The 20,632-nt window shown below is 44.7% G+C and carries 18 protein-coding genes and 2 pseudogenes; 17 read left to right on the forward strand and 3 right to left on the reverse strand.

The annotated features are described in order from the left end of the window. Position 1: 1 nt before the first annotated feature. A complete protein-coding gene (locus LEP1GSC052_RS19245) occupies positions 2-2,341 on the reverse strand; it encodes an ABC transporter permease (RefSeq protein ID WP_020986566.1) in 2,340 nt (779 codons plus the stop codon). Beyond that, the gene (locus LEP1GSC052_RS19250; protein ID WP_040913737.1) at positions 2,338-3,063 is read right to left on the reverse strand and encodes an ABC transporter ATP-binding protein; all 726 of its coding nucleotides are present in this window, start codon (positions 3,061-3,063) and stop codon (positions 2,338-2,340) included. Before LEP1GSC052_RS19250 ends, LEP1GSC052_RS19245 begins: the two co-directional genes overlap by 4 nt. 121 nt (positions 3,064-3,184) lie before the next feature. Between LEP1GSC052_RS19250 and LEP1GSC052_RS19255 the strand changes: the two genes are divergently transcribed. The 6 genes and pseudogenes from LEP1GSC052_RS19255 to LEP1GSC052_RS19280 form a co-directional block, all read left to right on the forward strand. Further along, the gene (locus LEP1GSC052_RS19255) at positions 3,185-4,429 is read left to right on the forward strand and encodes a helix-turn-helix domain-containing protein (protein ID WP_020985565.1); all 1,245 of its coding nucleotides are present in this window, start codon (positions 3,185-3,187) and stop codon (positions 4,427-4,429) included. A gap of 99 nt (positions 4,430-4,528) precedes the next feature. Next, a complete protein-coding gene (locus LEP1GSC052_RS19260; protein WP_020985914.1) occupies positions 4,529-5,425 on the forward strand; it encodes a YHYH protein in 897 nt (298 codons plus the stop codon). Beyond that, positions 5,412-5,972, forward strand: coding sequence for a toxin-antitoxin system YwqK family antitoxin (locus LEP1GSC052_RS19265; RefSeq protein WP_010572625.1), 561 nt, complete (start codon positions 5,412-5,414; stop codon positions 5,970-5,972). Before LEP1GSC052_RS19260 ends, LEP1GSC052_RS19265 begins: the two co-directional genes overlap by 14 nt. Beyond that, positions 5,969-6,691 (forward strand): SCO family protein, encoded by a 723-nt coding sequence (locus LEP1GSC052_RS19270; protein ID WP_010572624.1) that lies wholly within the window; start codon positions 5,969-5,971, stop codon positions 6,689-6,691. Before LEP1GSC052_RS19265 ends, LEP1GSC052_RS19270 begins: the two co-directional genes overlap by 4 nt. A gap of 200 nt (positions 6,692-6,891) precedes the next feature. Continuing rightward, positions 6,892-7,203: a single-stranded DNA-binding protein gene (locus tag LEP1GSC052_RS21755; RefSeq protein ID WP_084492279.1), complete on the forward strand. Its 312-nt coding sequence runs from the start codon at positions 6,892-6,894 to the stop codon at positions 7,201-7,203. A 1,149-nt stretch (positions 7,204-8,352) separates the two neighbouring features. Further along, positions 8,353-8,532, forward strand: a pseudogene (locus LEP1GSC052_RS19280) (single-stranded DNA-binding protein); the annotation flags it as partial. A 103-nt stretch (positions 8,533-8,635) separates the two neighbouring features. On the opposite strand, the gene LEP1GSC052_RS19285 reads toward LEP1GSC052_RS19280, so the two are convergent. Next, positions 8,636-9,484 carry a bile acid:sodium symporter family protein gene (locus LEP1GSC052_RS19285; protein WP_010576034.1) on the reverse strand — a complete coding sequence of 283 codons (849 nt, stop codon included), beginning with the start codon at positions 9,482-9,484 and terminating at the stop codon, positions 8,636-8,638. Positions 9,485-9,792: 308 nt separating this feature from the next. On the opposite strand from LEP1GSC052_RS19285, the gene LEP1GSC052_RS19290 reads away from it, so the two are divergent. From LEP1GSC052_RS19290 to LEP1GSC052_RS19345, 11 genes and pseudogenes are all read left to right on the forward strand, one after another. Beyond that, positions 9,793-10,356, forward strand: a complete 564-nt coding sequence (locus LEP1GSC052_RS19290; RefSeq protein ID WP_040913741.1) for a phosphoribosyl-AMP cyclohydrolase — start codon at positions 9,793-9,795, stop codon at positions 10,354-10,356. A gap of 56 nt (positions 10,357-10,412) precedes the next feature. Then, the gene (mltG, locus tag LEP1GSC052_RS19295; protein WP_010576032.1) at positions 10,413-11,429 is read left to right on the forward strand and encodes an endolytic transglycosylase MltG; all 1,017 of its coding nucleotides are present in this window, start codon (positions 10,413-10,415) and stop codon (positions 11,427-11,429) included. Positions 11,430-11,523: 94 nt separating this feature from the next. Continuing rightward, positions 11,524-11,778 carry a hypothetical protein gene (locus LEP1GSC052_RS19300; protein ID WP_010576031.1) on the forward strand — a complete coding sequence of 85 codons (255 nt, stop codon included), beginning with the start codon at positions 11,524-11,526 and terminating at the stop codon, positions 11,776-11,778. Between the two features lie 64 nt (positions 11,779-11,842). Beyond that, entirely contained in the window at positions 11,843-13,273 is a 1,431-nt protein-coding gene (locus LEP1GSC052_RS19305; protein WP_040913215.1) for a sugar phosphate nucleotidyltransferase, read from the forward strand. Between the two features lie 59 nt (positions 13,274-13,332). Further along, positions 13,333-14,370, forward strand: coding sequence for an NAD-dependent epimerase/dehydratase family protein (locus tag LEP1GSC052_RS19310; protein ID WP_010576029.1), 1,038 nt, complete (start codon positions 13,333-13,335; stop codon positions 14,368-14,370). Continuing rightward, complete coding sequence (locus tag LEP1GSC052_RS19315; RefSeq protein ID WP_010576028.1) at positions 14,367-15,071, forward strand: glycosyltransferase; 705 nt, start codon at positions 14,367-14,369, stop codon at positions 15,069-15,071. The genes LEP1GSC052_RS19310 and LEP1GSC052_RS19315 overlap by 4 nt, the downstream gene beginning before the upstream one ends. Positions 15,072-15,074: 3 nt before the next feature. Continuing rightward, on the forward strand, positions 15,075-16,274 hold the full coding sequence (locus LEP1GSC052_RS19320; protein ID WP_010576027.1) for an AZOBR_p60025 family cell surface glycopolymer formation protein: 1,200 nt from the start codon (positions 15,075-15,077) through the stop codon (positions 16,272-16,274). 71 nt (positions 16,275-16,345) lie between these two features. Continuing rightward, the gene (locus LEP1GSC052_RS19325; protein ID WP_020986434.1) at positions 16,346-17,113 is read left to right on the forward strand and encodes a tetratricopeptide repeat protein; all 768 of its coding nucleotides are present in this window, start codon (positions 16,346-16,348) and stop codon (positions 17,111-17,113) included. A 126-nt stretch (positions 17,114-17,239) separates the two neighbouring features. Continuing rightward, positions 17,240-18,916, forward strand: coding sequence for an acyl-CoA dehydrogenase family protein (locus tag LEP1GSC052_RS19330; protein WP_010576025.1), 1,677 nt, complete (start codon positions 17,240-17,242; stop codon positions 18,914-18,916). Between the two features lie 297 nt (positions 18,917-19,213). Beyond that, a pseudogene (locus LEP1GSC052_RS21760) lies at positions 19,214-19,544 on the forward strand (hypothetical protein). Between the two features lie 410 nt (positions 19,545-19,954). Continuing rightward, complete coding sequence (locus tag LEP1GSC052_RS19345; RefSeq protein WP_156892135.1) at positions 19,955-20,578, forward strand: hypothetical protein; 624 nt, start codon at positions 19,955-19,957, stop codon at positions 20,576-20,578. The last annotated feature ends 54 nt before the right edge of the window (positions 20,579-20,632 follow it).

The raw sequence follows: 20,632 nt of genomic DNA on the forward strand, positions 1-20,632 counted from the left end.
ATTATTCCCTGATCTTCAATACGCTGAGAAGATCCATCGTTTTTATCTTAGAATACAATATGAAGTAACTGAGAACCGCGGTTCCCAAGGTCGTAAAAATCGCGATGACATAGGTTCGATAGGATATGATCAAAGGAATTTTAAAACCTTCCGTTTCGACCGTGTTCATCAGAAGATAAGCGCACGAATAACCCAATACACATCCGATCGGTAAGGACGCGAGAATTTCGAAACCCAATTCTCCGGCGAGGATCCGAAACACTTCTTCTTTAGTAAAACCTAATATTCTTAAACTGCCGAGTTCGAAAATTCTTTCCGAAAGAGAGATCATCGCCGTATTGTAGACGACCCCGATCGAGATGACCGCCGCGAATACGAATAGAATCACCGTGGTTGCGAGCGTGCTTCTCGCCATCGTATCGGAAAAAACTTTTAGACTTCCTTCTCTTGTGGAGATGCCCGAGATTTTCGGAACTTCCTTCAGTCTGGAAAGAAGATTCGATTCTTCCTTTGCGTCCGTTCGGAGCGCGATGAGGTTTATACTTTCGCCTTCTCCGAGAAGTCGGTTGACCGCGAGGAGATCCATGTAAGCGCCTTGACCCAATAATTCTTCCACGAGTCCGTCCACGCGAACGACGATCTTCTTTCGATTTCCTTCGAGGACTTCCATTTGGATCTGTGAGCCGGTTTTGATTCCGAGTTTTTGGGCCACGTTCTCGTTTAAGAAAATTCCGGAACTTGGCGGCGTTAATATGTTTCTTTTTTTTCCAACGAGTCTTCTGAGTTTTGCGTCGCTCGGAATTCCTTGTAAGGAAATTTCTTTCGAAAGATGACCGACTCGGATTCGGATCGGAATCATTCTATAACCTTCGGCGGAAAGAACACCCGGATCGTTTTTGAATTCGTCCACCGCAGTTTTGGAAACCGGCCCTAAAAAGGAAACGGTGACCGATTCTCTTTGCAAAAGATTGAATTGAATTTCGATCATCGCGTTGACCGCGTCCGTGGAAAACATTCCCAATACCATGATCATAACGGATGTGGAAATTCCCAGGATCGAAATCAAGGTTCTCGCGGGACGTCTCGTCAGGTTTCTAAGAATCATCCTGGATTGTGTGGAAAGAAATTTCGTATAGGTTTCGATCGGATTCTTTTTAAAACTCGCCGGAACGGGAGGTCGCATCGCTTGCGCGGGATCTAATTTAAGAATTTTGAATATGGAATACGAGGTTCCCAAGGCGCCGGAAAAAATTCCGATTGCGATTCCGATCAACGCCAAACTGGGATCGAATCGAAAATCCAAATGCGGAAATCGGTAATACTCCGAATAAAGATTCGTCATCGCTCCTCCGAGCCAAAATCCGATCACCACACCGAGAACGGAACCGAGTCCGCTGATTACGGATATGATCTTCAGATAATGACCCGCGATTTCCATATCAGAATATCCTAATGCTTTGAGCGTCGCGATCTGTTCGCGTTCCTGCGCGATGATCCGAGTGGAAACGATATGCAAAAGAAATGCGGCGACTCCCAAAAAAATCATGGGAAGAGTATAGGCCATGGTTCTCAGTTGTTTGAACTCGTCCCTCAAAAAAGAATGGGAAGGAAGTTTGTCCCGATCATACGCTCCGAATCCTCCATAGGGTTCGAGAATTTGATCCATTCTTTTCAAGACGGAGGTTCTTTTCGCTTCGGGTGCGAACGTAAACACAACGTCGTTGAACGCGCCGATCATCCCGAAGGCGTTTTCCATTCCTTTGCGATCCATCCAAAGAATTCCGAAGTGTTTGTCGTCGGGAAGAGGATTGGTTCCTCGAAAGATATAAACGTATTCGGGTGACAAAGCGATTCCGACCACGGTGAGAATTCTTTTTTCTCCTTCCAAAATTCCGACGATCTTGTTTCCGGGCACGAGTTTGTTGGAGATCGCAAAGGCTTCGCTTAACAAAACCTCCGATTCTCCTTTCGGAAGTCTGCCCGATCGAAGATAAGGAACGTTGATTCCTTCGGTCAGAGAAACGAACCTTCCCGAAGTGGGCAAGGTTTCATTCGGAATATCTAATACGGCTTCCTGAACGATTCTCGTGCGCGCCGCGCCGATTCCGGGAATGTCGGAAAGATCTTTCAGGATCGATTCGGGAGCGCGCTTTAAGGAAACGAATCCTTGTGCGAAATAAGAGGAGGCGTAGAATTTTTCCCGCGCGGAAAACAAAGAATCATACGCGCTTCTCGAAGCGATAAAAATTCCCACACCGGCCGCGACGACCAACGCGATCGTGATCCCTTGCGTCTTTAAGGTTCTCATTTCCCGAAACACTTTTCGATCGAGAATTTTCACCAGTTCAATTCTCCCGATCTTTTTTTACGGGAATTTTTTTTGTTCGAGATCACGGAACCGTCCCGCATCTCGACGACTCGATCGGCCATCTGCGCGATGATCGCGTTATGCGTGATTACCACGGTCGTCGTCCCGAGCTCCGAGTTCACTTTTGAAATCGCGTCGAGTACGATTCTCCCCGTTTTAAAATCCAAGGCGCCCGTGGGTTCGTCGCAAAGAAGAACGTCCGGTTTTTTCGCGATGGCTCTTGCGATCGCGACCCTTTGTTGTTCTCCTCCGGATAACTGAGCGGGAAAATGATCCTTTCTTTCCAAAAGATCCACGAGCCCCAACGCCTCTTCGGCGTTCATCGGATCGGAACTCAACTCGGTCACGAGGGAAACGTTTTCCAAAGCGGTTAGACTCGGAATTAGATTATAAAATTGGAATACGAATCCGATATGATTTCTCCGGTAAAGAGTGAGGTTCGTATCGTCCGAAGAGAATAGGTCTTGATTTTGGAATTTTACCGTTCCCGACGTGGGCGTGTCCAATCCGCCGAGAATATTCAAAAGAGTGGATTTACCCGAACCGGAAGGCCCTAAAAGAACGACGAATTCTCCCGAATTCAATTCCAGATCCACGGAGTGAAGCGCGGGAACTTCGACTTCGCCCATCTTGTATATCTTTCCGATGTTGCGGGCTTGAAACACGATCTCGGATTTTTTCCGTTTCTGGGTCATCGTCGGGGCCAAGTTGATCCTTTTTCGGAAAGAGAAAAGAAAAATAATTTCTTTCAAAATTGATTTCGATCATAAGAATTTTGTTTTGTAATCCTGGATTTGGTTAAAATATTCTTTCCTTATGCCGCCGATCGGTCCTCCTCATCATCCGGGTCTGCCCATTCCCGAGATTTCGTTTACGATCACTTTTTTTTCCATCTGCATTCTTTGGTTTAAAAGAAACCGATTTTCCTTCGATCGATGGTTCGTCTTTTTTCTTTTGGCCCTGAGTTGTCTTCACTTGGCGCATCTGCTTCGAAGAGGTTTCGGTAAGGCCTATTTCGATTTCTTTCATATTCCGCAACTTTTGTTCGGGCCTTTGTTCTTTTTATATCTCAAGGACATTTTAGGAATCGGGGTCAAAAAGAAGGTCTGGATTCATTTTATTCCGTATCTGTTTTTTACGGTTTTGTTTTTGATTTTGAAAATTCTCCCCGATACGGACGGCGCCTATTCGTTGTTTTTCGGACCGGAAGGTTGGGGTTTGAAAATCTCCACGTTCGTTTCTTTGATCGGTTATTCTATATTCAGTTATTGGAATGTTTCTCGCGTCGAACGGGAGAATGTGGACCCGGTTTTGGAATCTCTGCAATGGACTTGGCTCAAGATTTTGATCGTCCTAGTTCTGGGAATCGTTACGTATCACGGTTTGACTTTTTTCTGGAACGATTCTCGTCCGTCTCCGCCTTTGTCCCCGCAGGGATCGGGATGGGATGGATCTCCGCTTCCACCGCAGGGCGCGGGACCGGAAGGACATCTTTCCGGATTTCCGCCGGGTCTTGGGTCGGGAGGACCGCCGCGGGGAGGAATTCCTTCGATCCGAGGTTGGGACGTTCTTGTGTTTACGATTCTATTCTCCCTTTTTGGAATCCGTCAGAGTATGATTCATTCCGCGTGGTTGCTCGGACAAAATCTCTCTTCCGATCTTGTCAAAAAAAGAAAGTATGAACGTTCCGGTTTGGAAGAAGGAAGGCTTAAGAATTACGTTCAAATCGTTCAGGAACATATGAAGACGGACAAACCCTATCTCGACAGCGAATTCTCCCTCGATCATTTGGCGGATCGTTTGAATTTTCCGAGGGCGCATATCACCCAGGCTCTGAGCGAGATTTTGGAAACAAATTTCTACAACTTCGTGAACGAATACAGAGTGAACGAATTCATTCGGCTCGTGGATTCTTCCCCGGAAGAAAAAATCGCGGTTCTCAGTTTGGCTTTTGACGCGGGGTTTAATTCCAAATCCACGTTCAATCAATCCTTTAAAAGAATTATGGGAACGACGCCTTCTCTGTATTTGACCGAAAAAAGACAAAAAAAAGAGTCTTAGCCGATTTGTTCGGTCGACGATTTTCGTCCCTTGCCTTATACTCAAGTGCCATTGAAAAGGGCGTTCGCATGTCCGGACGTTCAAAAAAAAGGAGAAAACATGATTCAAAAAGCGATTCTAATATTACTGATCACGGCTTCTTTCGTAGTCTGCAAAAAGGATTCCAACAGCAACGACGATCTTACGATCGCGACCTTAGGAGTGATTGCGGCTACCGGATTCTGTAACGGAAATCTTGCAACGACGGGAACGACCGTTTCCAAAAGTAGCGCGACCGTGGATTCCACTTCCGGTTGTGTGACCGGCGTGACGACTTGTATGGATACCGCTCTTCCGTCTTGGATCAAGGATAACTTCAAATGTTCCACGGCTTTCGTTTCCGGTTCGAGTTACGTATTCAAATCTCAGAATGTTCCGAATACGAAAAGTTATTACTATGGCACGACTTCCCCTTTGTTCGAGGCCCTTCCTTCCGGTAACACTCCCGCAGGAAACAATTCCATCAGCGCTCAAAAATTGGTTTATGTGATTCCTTCCTCTCCGACAAAAGGAACGGGAACCGTGAGCACACAAGGCGGACTTGTGGCGATCGGAATCACCGTGAACGGTCTTGCAATCTTCAACAACGCCGCGGCTCCTCCCGATAATCTTTCCGTAGAAGCGATGACGTTCGACAATTTCGGCGGTCACCCGCAAAACCAAGGTGTTTATCACCACCACGCGGCCGTTACGAAAGTTAGTAACAACGACGCGAATCTGATCGGAATCATCTTAGACGGTTATGCGGTTTACGGCGAAAAATGCGACAACGGAACCGCTGCGACGGGAGACGATTTCTTTCCTAATGATTTGGACTCTTTACACGGCCACACAAAAGTTACGACTCACTTTTCGACTCCGACCTATCACTATCATTACGTATTGGATTCGACCGCAACGATCAAGACTCTGATGGGTTCTTATTTTTACGGTGTCATCGGAAGTGTTTCCAACTAAATCTCTTTTCGTTCTTTCGATTTTCTTGACTGTCGTTTTCACGAGCGGCTGTCAAGAAGGGGAAACGATCGATCAAACCGACCCGAACCTGATCGAATATCAGGATCGGGTTTTTTATAAACAAAAACCGTTCACCGGTTTTCTCAAAAACGAAATCCCCGCGTTAGGAGAAATCCAAACGACCCAGTTTCGAAACGGATTCGCCGATGGAGAATTTATTTCCAAGAACAGGGAAGGTTTCGTTTTAGAAAAAAGATATTTCAAAAAAGGTCTTAAGGAAGGAATTCACAGATCCTGGTTTCCGAACGGAAACAACCGGATGTATTCCGAATTTCGTTCCGGTAAATACGTAAACGATCGTTGGGAATGGTACGATACGGGCAAACCCTATCTTTACGAGAAGTTCGACGAAAACGGAAAGTTGATCGTCGCCAAAAAATGGAATCGAAACGGACAGATTTATATGAACACCGTGATCGCGGTGGACGGAAGTTCCGTGGGTTTGCCGGGAAGTAAAATCTGCGAACCGATCCGAAAGACGGAATGATTTCTATGAAACAAATTATAAAATTAGTATATTCTATTTTTTTGTTATTCTTTGCGGTTTCCTGCGGAGATCAACAGGAGAAATTCTATCCCGAGTTGACGTATTCGTCCGCGCCGAAGGCGGGAATTCTCCCTTATTTTAAAAGCGAAGTCATGGACCCTTTTTGGCCCGAAGAGAACGGAAAACTTCCCGAGGATCTCAAAAAGGTTCCCGAGTTCTCGCTCGTTTCCCACGAAAACCGGGAATTCAACAATCGAAATTTCAAGGATAAATACACGTTAGTCACATTCTTCTACGCGAAGTGTAAGGGGATCTGCCCGATGATTACCCGAAACATGATGAATTTTATTCCGAAGATCGAGGATCAATCGGATCTTCAGATCGTTTCGATTTCGGTGAACCCGGAACTCGACACCGTGGAGGTTCTTAAAAAATTCAGAAACCAATATAGAATCCGTCAGGAGAATTGGGTTTTTCTCACGGGTGCAAAGAAAACGATCTACAACATGGCGCGGAACCAATTCGGCGCGGACATAAAAGTCATCCAAGGAAAGGACGATCTCAACGACTTCGTTCATACGGAGAACGTTTATCTTCTCGATAAGAAGAATTATCTGCGCGGAGTTTATCGCGCCAAGGGTTCGGGGGATTTGGAAAGACTCAAAATCGAACTGAATACTTTGCGGGAATCCGATCGGAAAAATCTTTCGATGTTGTAGTCGGGGTTTTGCCGCCTGCGTTCTTTCGTTTCTTTGCGGTTTCGAACTTGGAACGTTCGACAAGGTTCTCAGTGAAAAATAAAATTCTTTCCGTTCTTTTTCCATTCTTCCGAAAAAAAATCTTAAAAAACGTTCCGTGCGATTCTTCCCCGGAACCGTTTCCAGCGAGGGAGAGTTTTCCCCTCGCAGGAGTAAGAAGAATGAAAAACTTAGCGCATATCATTCTGGACGGAAATCTCACTTCCGATCCGGAAATCAAAACTCTCGGCAACGGCAAAAGCGTCGCGACCTTTACTTTAGCGGTCAATCACGACTATCGATCCACGCCGGAAGATCCCGGCGATGTTTCCTTTGTGGATATAGAAATTTGGGAGCGTCAGGCGGTGAACGCATTCCCCGTTTTTATTCCCCAAACGAAAAAATCCCACTCCCCAACACGTTTCTTCGAAACGTCCTTGGCTCGTCGATTTTTTCCCATGTCCATAAAAACGGGGAATGCGTTGACCGCCTGACACCAACTAAAGAGCCTTCGCCAAAAGTATCCTCCACCAAAAACAAATCTTCTAAACTAAAACCTTTCACAGCTAAAGATCGTTTTAACTCTAAGTTCCCTCATATTAACATTAACTACTATACTAATCTTACAAAGTCTCTATTAACTAACTTCTACCCAAAGACTTGTCCTACCTGTAATGTTCTCTTAACTAAAGATATCTCTACTAGAGAGAATGCGATTCTTTGTCCTGAATGTAACTATCATGGATCGAGAACTGTTGGAACACCATTACATCATCTGAAAGTACCTTTATGGACTTTCTCTTATATATTAATAGAAGCTATCCAAAGATTTCCATTAGGTTTATCTTCTGCTGAGATACAAAGGAAATTGTGTGTAAGTAATACAACTGCACTTCTTTTAAAACGACGCTTACAAGTGTTTCTTTCCGAAATGATTCCTTCGGTAAAAGCTCTTATGGTAGAGGATATTAAGAAAGCCTGGAAAGGTAAAAATCTGCCAGAATCAGGCGATTTAAGCAAGTTTATCGAAGGTAAACCAGTTGTTCACACCGATACTTTAGCTCTGTTTAGCGCAACACAACGTAGTAATGGTTATTTAGCTAGAAGGAAGCACAATGGACAAACAGCTAGTATCTATTTAACAGACAAGGTAGCTGAGAAGAAAGGTGTTTATCAAATTGGAAGTTTAATCAACACGATCGCTATTAAAGGAAGAGGTATTATTTTAAATTCTGTTCCTGATCAGAAACAAGCGACTCTACATCCTCTCTTTGATTTTCTTCCTGAGAATACTCCTTTGTTCGCTGATGAAGGTTATCCTTGGATGAATCGATACAATAGAAACTTCAGATCAATTAACCATTCTGCTAGAGCTAAAGACGGTAAGAGAAGTATATGGGCTAAGAATCGTTGGAGTAAAGATGGGATTAATAACCAAACGTCAGAGGGTACACAACGTTCCATCAAATATTCTTTCTTAGCATCATACAGTTATTTTAAACCTGAGAACAGTCAGCTTTATTTAAATGAATATTCAGCATTAAAAGCTATTCGAGTGTATGGTTTAGATGAGCTAATTCGGGTTTATGGTAAATCAAAATCAAAACCTCGCTCCCTTAGACTACAGAAATTGGGGAATGTAGAAGAGAGATGTGAACGCGCACGAATACTTAAAAAAAGGGAAGAAGGCGACCGTCATCGGAGAACTTCGTCAGGATCGTTGGAAGGCTCAGGACGGAAGCAATCGAAGCAGAATGAAAGTGGTGGGTCATACGGTTCGGTTCGACGGTCTTCCGAGCAGAAAGGAAAGGGAGGCCGCGTAGAAAACGGCAAATCGATCGTAAGGGGAGAATCGGATTCTCCCCTTGTTCGTATGTGCGCCTGCGCGTTCGTATGTTTGCACTCGAGCTTCGGTGTTCCGATATATTATAAAATCGGAATTCTTTTCCAACGGCTCCAAAATAAGGAAGCCGGAAATGCGATCAAATACATGATAAAACCGTAAAGTAAAATCGAAATCAAAACCTTCGGATCCCCGGATTGTTCCTGCGCAAGCAAAAGCGCCAGGGAAAGATTTCGAATTCCGCTTACGATTCCGATACTCCTTCTGTCCTCGGATTTTTCCCGAAAGAGATAAAGTCCGCTCGTAAAAGAAATTCCGATCAAAAGAAAAAGAACGATCCAAACCGGGATTCCGAATTCCAGAATTTCCCGCCAATATTTGAATCCGAGATAAAAAATGGAAACGGCCAGAGATATATTACTGATTCTTAATAGATAGGGAAGAATCTTCAGCGCTTGTTTTTCCTTTTTTCTACGAAGCCAAATTCCGACCCCGAGCGGAAATCCGAAAAAAACAAGACCGATCGTCAATAGTTTCGGTAGAGAAGAAAAGGTTTGTCCGAGTTCCGAAAACGAACTTCCGGAATAAAGGGTCAATAAAAGCGGCGCTGTAAAAAGACTTATAAAATTCAATAGGCTGAGTAGAACGGCTCCGGTCGCGGGAGCTCCTTTCGCTTTGAGAATAAAAAGTCCCGCCGAAGCTCCTCCGCCGGAACTGGCGCTGAGAAAAATTCCCAAGCTGACCGAGTAAGAAAGCGAGAATATTTTACAAAGAAAAAACGCAAGAATCGGGAGCGCGATTAAGTTGAGCAGACAAACTCCGAAGCCGGTGAGCGCGGTTTTCCGAATCGAATCCAAGGATTCCGGGATCAATTCCAATCCGAGAGAACTCATGGAGGAAAGCGCCAATACGATGAGTGCGGCTTCTAACATGTTTTTGTAAGATTCTTATGTTCCTTAAAAAAGCAATCAAAGATGATCTTTGGACCGATTCGGTAGTCCAAGAAAGTGGGAGTTCCTACATTTTCGAAGAGGCTGGGGAGCCTTTGTGGTAATTGTTAAAAACGAAGGAGTTCCTACACCGGTTGGAACGACAAATTCTCCATTTCCAATGGACTGGAGTCGAATTTCAAAAACCTTGGTTCTAGGAGTTCCCACATTTTCCGGTAAGGCGACAACTTCGGTTGTATTCCGGCTGTTCTTCCCGAAAACGAAGGAGTTTCTACATTTTCAAAAACGCTATGAGTTCTCGCAAAATTACGATCCTACAAATCCAAGAGCCGAGCCGCTCGATTTCTTCCTTAACCCGAATTCCAGAAGAAGAATTGTCCGGGTACAGAAGCCGACTTCCACAAGGATCCAAAGAAGAAGTGGACTGCGACGAGGATACGGTTTTGTTTGTTCACCCCGGATTCAAACCTTTGAACTTTGAAAAAACGCGGGAACTCCTCGAACTCCCCGAAAACGAAATGATTCCCGTGGTCGCCGTCGACGCCCAAGGACAAATTCTCATGCAGGCGTTCGGAAACAAAGAAAGTCAAAGGCTTACTTTGGAAACCGGATTCGCCCATTACTTCAGCCGATCCAGAAATCAACTCTGGAAAAAAGGGGATACCTCGGGACATACTCAAAAAATTCTCGGGATTCTCACCCCGCCGGATCGCAGTTTTTTGGTCTATCAAGTGGAACAGGAAGTGGCGGCCTGTCACGAAGGATACTACAGTTGTTTTTTTAGGGAAAGAACTTCCGGAGGAGAATGGAAACCGCTTCCGGTTCCCAGAAATTTTCTTCCAGAAAAGAATTAAAATTACATTCTGACCCTGGATCGTTTTGAAAACCTGTCGAAGGAATAAATGGAATTATGAATCTTAAGAAACTTTTGATTTTCTCCGGACTTACGCTCGGAGTTTTACTTTTGATCGGGATCACCACCTTCTTCGTCGTAGACGAACTCAAAGGAGGAGCGGTCGGATCCGGTCAGACCAAAATCGATCTTCTCATCGAATCCGGCGACACCCCCGGAAAGATCGTGGAAACTCTTTCCACACACGGGATGATCAAGTCCACGAAATACTTTCTTTACTTGGTGCGTTTTACCCGAAGCGCGGGAAAGATCAAACAAGGTCTTTACGAGATCAACGACGGAATGGATTCGAGAAAAATTCTTCAGGTGATTACCGAAGGAAAAGTCAAACTCGTAAACTTCACCATTCCCGAAGGTTATAACAACCGTCAGATCGGAGATCTTCTCGCATCCAAAAAGATCATATCCAAACGTCAGGATTTTCTTTTGGCCGCGAGCGAACCGGAACTCTTAAGAGAATTTAAAATCCCCGCTTCTTCCGCGGAAGGATATTTATTTCCGGAAACTTACAGCGTTCCGATCAATTTTCCCGTGGATAAAATCGTAAGAATGATGATCAAAAGATTCTATGTTAGATCCTCCAAGATCGACAAAGCAAAGAATCTTTCCCCTGCGGAACTTCATAAATTCGTAATTCTCGCTTCGGTCGTAGAAAGAGAAGCGAAACGAAACGAGGAAAGACCTTTGATGGCGGGAGTATTCAACAACCGTCTGAAACGCGATATGCCCCTCGAATCCTGCGCGACGATTCAATATCTTTTTGACAAACCTCATAGCCGTATTTTCGAAAAGGACCTAAAGATCGTTTCTCCGTACAATACGTATTTAAACAAGGGATTCCCGCCCGGACCGATTTCCAATCCCGGATTTCCCGCGCTCGAAGCCGCGTTTTATCCGAAAGAATCCGAATATCTATTCTTCCTTTTGAAAGGGGACGGGTATCACTACTTCGCAAAAACCCTCAAGGAACATTTGGAAGCGAAGAAGAAATACATAGACGTTCTTTACGACTGAAATCGGAAATCTTATACCAAGCCTGAGATTCCGAAAATTCTTCTGTACAGAAAAGGGATTTTATGACCGAATTTCAAATTGAGAGTACAATACGATGAATTCGGATCTTGAAATCAAAAACGTCACTCAAGAATTGATGGAAGTCCAAAGGGCTCTGAACGTGTTTCGAGAGAAACAGAAAAACAGGGAATCCTTGGACGACGCGGCGATCGAGTTCGTGACCAAGGCGGACTTGGTCATTCAAAGAGCCGAAAGAAACGAAATCTTTCTTTCGGACGATCAAAAGAGAAGAATCAAAAACAATCTTCTCCGAATCCGCGCTTCCTTGGTACGCAATCAAGCCTCCTAAATCCTTTTTGACACCGTAGGCCCGTAAAAATAGCGTATCTCCAGTGGAAAAGATTGAAGTTGGAGTGATCGCGGCCGCGGGAAAAGGGACGAGAGCCTATCCCAGAACTACCTTCATTCCCAAACCCTTATTCGAATTTCAGGGCAAAACGATCCTAGAACGCAACGTCGAGCTGATGCAGAGCACGTTCAAGGTCAAAAAGATTTACGTTTTAGTCGGTCACCTCAAAGAGATGGTGATTTCCGAAATCGAAAAAATCCAAAACAAATATAAGAACATAGAAATCATTCCATCCCCTTGGACCACAAAAGGGCTCGCGAGCGATATCGCCAGTCTCGAATCTCAAATCCATTCTCCGTTTATCACCATTCTCGGGGACGAGTTTTACTTTCATCCCGATCATAAAAAGTTCACGGATACGTTCCGCAAATATCCGAAGCTCGTCGCTTCCATCGGAGTTCAAAAGACTTCTCTTCTTTCGAGAATCAGAAAGAATTATTCCGTGGAACTCAAAGGGGATCGAATTCTCGAACTCGTGGAAAAACCTTCCGATCCTCCGAACGATCTTTTGGGTTTGGGAAGTTATCTTTTTACTCCGGCCTTTTTCGAATATTTCAAGAAGACTCCGCCTTCCGCAAAAAGCGGAGTGATCGAAATCACCGACGTGATCGATCATATGGCAAAGGACAGCGGAAAGGTCTACGCGACTTCTTTGAACGTGGAATACTTCAACATCAACTCGATGCAGGATTATCACCACGCGGTGTATGAGATCCGTAACGAGGAATTCGCCCGTTTTAAAACGACTTTGATCGTTCCTACCAAGAACAACGAAAGATCGATCGCGGACGTGATCGTGGATTTTCAGGGAAAGGTGGACGAGATCATCGTGGTCGACGCGGGTTCGACGGACAAAACATTAGAAATTTCTAAAAAAGAAAAAGCTAAAGTGATTTCCTATCGACCCGAAAAGGAATCGGCGGAAAACGCGGATCTTTTCGGCGACCAGATACGTCGAGGGATCGACGCCGCGTCGGGGGATATCACGATCGTCGTCACTCCGGACGGTTCTTACCGATCCAAGGATTATCCGAAACTTCTGGAATACTTAAAAGACTCGGACATGGTGATCGGGACGAGAACCACAAGACAGATGATCGAACAAGGTTCCAATCTTCTGCCCGGAGTCCGCGTAATCAATTTGATTCTCGGCAAACTCATCGAGGTTTTTTGGTGGGGAATGGAGCCGCGTTTTACGGACGCGATGTGTTCTTACTTTGCGATCTGGAAAGATTCTTATAAAAAGATCGAGCCGGATCTGGAAATGAAGGATCAGAGAATCATTCCCGAGTTGATGATGGAAACGGTTCGTTCCTATATGCGTTGTATCGAAATTCCGATTTCGTATTATCGCCCGATCGAATCGGTGAAAAAGAACATGACCCGGGAATTCTTTTCCGTAGTTCGTCTGATGCTCAAGAAAAAATGGTTCTGAAATTGAACCGCAAATCGATTTAGAATTTCGTAATTTTAGAATATAGAAAAGGGATATTTATGGCAAAGAAAGTTTTAGTAACCGGCGGTTGCGGATTTTTAGGATCTCACGTTTGCGAAACGTTTCGTAAACAGGGTTGGGACGTAATCAGCTACGATAGTATGACCAAATACGAACTGAAAAGAACCGGTTACGGCACCGAAGCCACGAGAGAATACAACTGGAATTATCTTCAGGCGCTCGGAGTCACAATGGTCAAGGGCGACATTCGAAATCTGGAACACCTTTTGGACCGCACCACCGGTTGCGACTTTATCGTTCACACCGCGGCGCAACCCGCGATGACGATTTCCTGGGAAGACCCCGAACTCGACTTCAGCACAAACGTATTAGGAACTTTTAATGTTCTTGAGGTCGCTCGTAAAAGAAACATTCCCGTAGTAAACACGAGCTCCATTCATGTTTACGGAAATTCCATCAACGACACTTTGAAAGAAGGCGCGACTTCTTACGAAAGAACTCCCGTCGCGATCGGCGAGGATCAACCCGTGATGGTCGGAGAGATTTCTCCTCTGCACGCTTCCAAGATGAGCGCGGAACATTACGTGAGAACGTATGTAGACATGTATAAGGTTAAGGCGGCTTCTTTCCGTTTTACCGGAATCTACGGCGAACGCCAGTTCGGCGGAGAGGATCACGGTTGGGTCGCGAACTTCGCGATTCGTTCCGTGTTCGGTTGGCCTCTTCGAATTTTCGGAACCGGTAAACAGGCTCGCGATATTCTTTACGCGGCGGACGGAGCGGAAAGTTATCTTCGTTGGTTTGAAAATCCGACTCCGGGCGTTTTTAACATCGGAGGCGGTCCGGATCACAAGATTTCTTTATTAGAATGCATTCATATGATCGGAGACATTCTCGGCAAAAAACAGGAGATCCAATTCGACGTGGAAAGACCGGGAGATATGCGCTACTTTATCTGCGATATCACTCGTGCGAAGAAGTTCGGATTCGATCCTAAGTTTAAACCGAAAGAAGGCGTGGAAAGATTGATTCGTTGGATCGAAGCCGATAAGTCCGTATTCGAAGTTAAAAAATGAAGAATCTGGTCGTAATTCCGGCTTACAACGAAGAAGAAACCATTCAAGAAGTCGTGGAGAGGGCGCTCGTTCATTCGGACGTCCTCGTCGTCGACGACGCGTCCAAGGACAAAACTCCGGACATCCTAAAGAAGCTGATCAAAAAACATCCTAAGAAGTTGTTTACGATTCGCCACGAGAAGAACACCCATATCCCCGGCGGTATTCAAGACGGGATGAAGTTCGCCGTCGAAAAAAAATACGATTCGGTCGTTACGATGGACGCGGGTCTTTCGCACGATCCTTCCAAACTTCCGGAGTTCATTCAAACCGAAGCGGATCTTGTGATCGGAAGCCGAGTAACTTCGGACGGGGTTCCGCTTTACAGAAAGCTAATCTCTTTTCTCGCCGCAAAGGTGATGAACTATTGTATCTCTCCCGGTCTTTTCGATATTTTCGGTTATCGTCTCAAGGATTGTACATCCGGTTATCGAAAGTATTCCAAAAGGGCTTTTACTTGGATCGCACAATCCAAACTCGAGTCCATCGCTTTCGATTTTCACATGGAAGCGCTTTCGATCGTCGCCAAAAACAAAGGAACCATACGCGAAATCGGAATTCATTACGTGTTTTCCAATTCTTCCTTCAATCGAAGAGTTTTGAAACAGGCGATCGGATTCGCGCTCAAACTTCTCCGTAGAAAACTCGGTTTAGCAGGTTAGAATATGCAGAAATTTGAATCTTTGCTTAAAAAGGTCGATTCTCCCTTAAAGGGTTTGATTCTTCTTTTGGGTCTTTACGGTTTCGTGACGTTGTCCCTTTGGTCCCGTTACGAATGGAATCCTTCTTCGATGGTCAACTTCGGGGAAGAATTCATCAAAAAGAACGAAGCGGAATCTCCGGGCGGGGTGATCGCTTTTAAAGGCAAAGAAGGCGATCTCGGCGCCGGTTACGACGGTCAGATTTTTTATTACTATTCGAGATCGATTTCAAATTTCAGTTTTCAATGGCCCGAAGGTTTCGACGCGACTTACCGCGCCCCTCGGGTCGGTTATCCTTTGCTCATTTCCGTTTGGGGAATTTTCGGCAAATGGGGAAATATCGCGGGGATGTATATTCTCAGCATCGCTCTTTTGTATCTTTCTTATTTGGCGCTTCGCGTTTTGTTGAAGGACAAATCGCATTGGGCGATTTTATATCTGATTTCTCCGTTTACGTTGGCGAGTTATTCCGTTCTTGTCAGCGACACGATTATGGTTTCTCTGATCGTTCTCGCGATTTATTTTTACGAGAAGGAAAGTTATATTCCGTTTTATCTTCTTTCCGGTTTGGCCTTGGTTACGAAGGAACCCGCGTTATTTTATCTTTTCTCTTTAGGGCTCGCCGCGCTTTCGAGAAAGGACGTTAAGAAGATGTTGATCGTAGGTTCCACTTTGCTCGTTCCCGTTCTTTGGCAGATCTATCTCAAATACACTTTGCCGAACTGGACTCCGACGAGACTTGCGGTTTTTATGATTCCTTTCGAAGGAATTTTCAAATATCTTTTGGAGTTGGCCGGAAGTTTTACGAGCGGAGGAGGAATCAAACAAATCGTCCGTTCCTTTTCCAAGTTTCCGCTCGTACTTCAGTTTATTACGATGTTCTTAATTCCTTTTACGGGTTCCTGGAAAAAAGGAACGTTCTACAAGGTCGGTTTTTCCCTGGTGATTCTGATGATCGCGATCGCGAACCACTATCACTTCTGGTCCGAATACATCAACACGATCCGTCTTTTTACGTTTTCGATTCCTTTATATCTTTTCATCAAGGCCGAAGACGAGAACATCGTCGATCGTCCGTTTTTGATTTTGTTTTTGATCAATTTGGCTCTGATCTTGGCGAGACTTACGGTCCTGTATAAGGTTCAGGATTACGTGGTTCGTTAAAACCGAATTATAGAATTTTTTTGACAAACAAATCCATAACGTAAAACTAAGGCCCGAAAAGGAAGGGCCGTATGACGTTCAAATCGAGAATCCTATTCTTAATTATACTTTTCTGTTTTTCCACTTTTTCCGTGGGATCGGAACCGGAAGCCAATAAAGAATCTTCCAAAAAAAAGGATCAATGCGGCGATCTTTATAACCAGAAAAAATTCGAACAGGCTTTGGATCTCTGTAGCCAAGCGATCAAGCTAAACCCGAAGGACGATAACGCGATCGATTTCAGAGGTTGGATCAAGGTAAATCTATATAAATACGCGGATGCGATCGTAGATTTCAACGAAGCCATTCGTTTAAATGCAAATAACAGCCAAGCGATTTTCCACAGAGGATATACGTATTACTATATGGGAGAATACAAGAAGGCTTTAACGGACATCAACGAATCCATTCGTCTCAATCCCGAATTCAATCGTTCTTATTTGATGAGAGGAAAAATCGGTAACGAACTTCAGGCTTATTCTGAGGCAATCGAGGACTTAAATCGTTGTATCGAAGTCGATCCGAATTGGGTGGAGGCTTTGGTGGAACGCGGAGCAGTTTCGATCCGAATGAGTAAATTAGGGGACGCTTATCAAGACTTCGATAAGGTCATTCAACTCGATCCTAAAAATCCCCGTGCGTATTACAACAGAGGAATCATTTTGGTTTCGGTCAATTCTACCGAAAATCCTGATTTTAAAAAGAACGGTTGTAAGGATTTGTATCAGGCCTATACCTTAGGACACGATAAAGCCGCCAAAGCATTGGATCATTTTTGTTCCGAATTCTTAAAGAAGTAACCGTCATTTCGACATAATCCATCGAATTCTTCGCTGAGAATGCCCCTCAAAAAGCAAATGACACGGGGACAAGCACTGATTTTGTAGGTTTCAGATTCGAATTTTTTACTTCAGGATTAAAAACCCATGAGCGCAACCAAGACCGCCGTTGATCAAGCAACCGCGAAAAAAGCACTTTCTGTTTCCGCAGGAGTGATCGAGGAAGTTACTAAAGCACTTGCTGCACGTTGCAGCGTAAACGGAAAAGTTTCCGTAGAAAAAATGGACGAAAACCAACTCGTTCAGTACCAAATCGCTTGGCTTACATCCGAACAAAAAATCGCAGAGAAGTTCATTGAATACGCTTGGGATGCTTCTCGTGGAACGGGTGATCTCGAGCAGGAAATGGCGATCGTATTCGCGGCAGAAACCGTGAACCACGTTCGTTCCGAAATCAGTTCCCGTCCTTCCGAATACGGAATCAAAGCTTCCGATCTCGTTTCCAAAATCTACAACGATGAAATCAATCAATTCTTAGAAAACGCGATGGCGATTCAAAATTACAATGAGATCGCCGACAAGATCGTTGCAAAAGGTCATTTCGGAGCCTACGGCCTGGACGACGATCACGAGATGTTCCGCGAGACTTTCAAAAAGTTTGCGGAAGACGTGGTGATGCCTCATGCGGAACACGTTCACAGACACGACGATATCATTCCCGAAGACATCATCGGCGGACTCAAGGACATGGGATGTTTCGGTCTTTGTATTCCTGAGTCTTACGGTGGAATTCAACCGAACGATAAACCCGATAACCTTTCCATGCTCGTCGTAACCGAAGAACTTTCCAGAGGCGGTTTGGGAATCGCGGGATCTTTGATCACAAGACCCGAGATCATGTCCAAGGCTCTTCTCAAAGGCGGAACTCAGGAACAAAAAGACAAGTGGCTTCCACTTCTTGCAAGCGGGGAAAAAATGGCGGGCATCATGGTGACCGAGCCGAATTACGGTTCCGATGTTGCCGGAGTTTCCGTTACCGCAAAACCGGCGAACGGCGGTTGGGTAATCAACGGAGTAAAAACTTGGTGTACGTTTGCGGGTTATGCGAATCTTCTTTTGATTCTTTGCAGAACCGAATCCGATCCTTCTTTGAAACACAAAGGTCTTTCGATTCTTCTCGCTGAGAAGCCGAGCTTTCCGGGTCATGAATTTACTTATACGCAGCCCGAAGGCGGAAAGATCGAAGGAAAAGCGATCGGAACCATCGGTTATCGCGGTATGCATTCTTTCGAAGTCTCCTTCGACAACTACTTCGTTCCCGCAGAGAACCTGTTAGGCGGAGAAGCGGGAAGAGGAAAAGGTTTCTACTTCCAGATGGAAGGTTTCGCGGGAGGAAGAATTCAGACCGCGGCGCGCGCTCACGGCGTGATGCAAGCCGCTCTGGAAGCCGCTCTTCGTTACGCACAAGAAAGAGCCGTGTTCCAAAAACCGATCTACGAATACAACTTAACGAAATACAAAATCGCGAGAATGGCGGTGATCTTACAAGCGTCCCGTCAGTTCGCAAATCACGTTGCGAATCTTCTCGACGATCACAAAGGTCAGATGGAAGCGACTTTGATTAAATTCTACGCTTCTAAAGTTGCAGAGTGGGTAACTCGCGAAGCGATGCAGATTCACGGCGGTATGGGATACGCGGAAGAATATGCCGTTTCCCGTTACTTCGTGGACGCGCGCGTATTCTCCATCTTTGAAGGAGCGGAAGAAGTTATGGCTCTCAGAGTAATCGCGAAATCTCTGATGGATCAATACGCGGCGGGTTGATCGAAGAAAACGAGCGCAGTTCGACGTCTTAATTCAAAAAGTTGAATGCCGATGTCGGGCTCGCGCGAAGCGACTCGTGCGAACGACTGCGTAAATTAGGTATATTCAAAAGACTGAATATTTTTGGGAATTAGAAAAAGTCCCTCTCTGCAATACGACCTGCCGTTCGTGAACTCCATACTCTAACTCAGCTTCCGAAAATGATTCAAAAAAGTTAGAAAGAATCGGAAGATTGAATCGATGAGTATATTCAAAATATATATTAGATTACTTATTTTCTCGATCTTCGTTATTTTAATGTATCTAATGGCAATGTAAGTCGTAGGTAGAGATACTTGCGGAAAAAGTCTTCAAAGACTTTGGTATTCTTTCTACAAAGAATCGTTGCGTTCTTGCTAACGAATTTTTTTATTTCAGAAACGGTTTGTCGGCGTCAGATGCAGCTGATTACTGCGAAAGATTGTTGATCGGCGAAGAGAAGAAATATGTATATTTACAGTTGGGAATGCCCACAAGAGTAACGAATCAGACTGAATGTTTTAACGGGGGCGCGATGGCTATTCGGGAAATATCCGTTGAATTCAATCATGATCTGTTGGTAAAGAAAAACTGCCGATCAAAGGAATAGCTTATCCCATTTGTATATGAATGGATGGCATGATTTACCGAGTGGAGGCACTGTTGAAATTAAGGCAGGAATTCCGTTTCAGGTTTCGGACAAAGGATTCTGGAATCTGGAAGAAACGCAGATTCTTACGGAGGCAGCGACGTTCACAAATACGCGACTTGAATGGGCTACTGCTGAACGTTCGAGTCGCTGGAAGAGCGCGTCGATTTGGGCCCCATTTAAAACTCCTTATGAACAACGCCACTGGGCCTTTGCCAAAGTACTTCGTGCTGGATGCGAGAAGTGCGGAAATGAAGTAGGTGTGCGCTTTCATACGTCTCGTTTGGGTGAAAATGTCGAATGGGTTTGCGACAAATGCTGGAAAAGAGTAACGGAAATTTTTTCGAATGAGTCGGATTCGATCTAAGTTTGTGAAATCCGAATTACGCAGATTCTTTTCAAAAATTTGGTTTTCGACTGTGAATTATCAAAGGTCCCGTAACAACTCGGGTCGAATTCAGAACGTATTCAGAAAAAATGAACCCTATTCCAGCGGACAAAATCACAGTACGAAAAAACGAAATCGAATCGTATATTCCTACGATCGCTTTCGATTTTCTTCTCTTTTGGGAATCCTTCTATCTCTTTTAATGATGGGATCGCTTTCGATCGATTTTCTGAAATACGATCTATCTTTTTTCACGCTTATCAAAATGTTATCCTTGTTCGTTCCGGGTTTTATATTGTATTATCTGATTATAGATTCGTTCAATTCTACGAACATTCGGATCGATGTCTGGCACATTGCGGTTTACGATCTTCCGATTCCGATCTACGGAAGAAAGTTGATTCGGAAAGGCGACGTCAAATTCGTAAAGACGGAAACGGAAGATCATTCCTATAGGCGCGACTCCAAGAAGTTACATTCCGTTATCGTGATATTGAACGACAATAAGCGGGTTAAGGTGATCCAACATGTCGCCGATTTCTCGGATGCAAAAGAGATTGAAAGAATGATCCGAGATAATTTACAAACTCCGCGGACTTCGGTTTAAATTCCATTCTTGATTTAGAGCGGGGATCAATTCATGAAGGGGTTGTCGGAACTC

The organism is Leptospira kmetyi serovar Malaysia str. Bejo-Iso9 (assembly GCF_000243735.2).
In the GTDB taxonomy this organism is placed as follows: Bacteria; Spirochaetota; Leptospiria; order Leptospirales; family Leptospiraceae; genus Leptospira; species Leptospira kmetyi.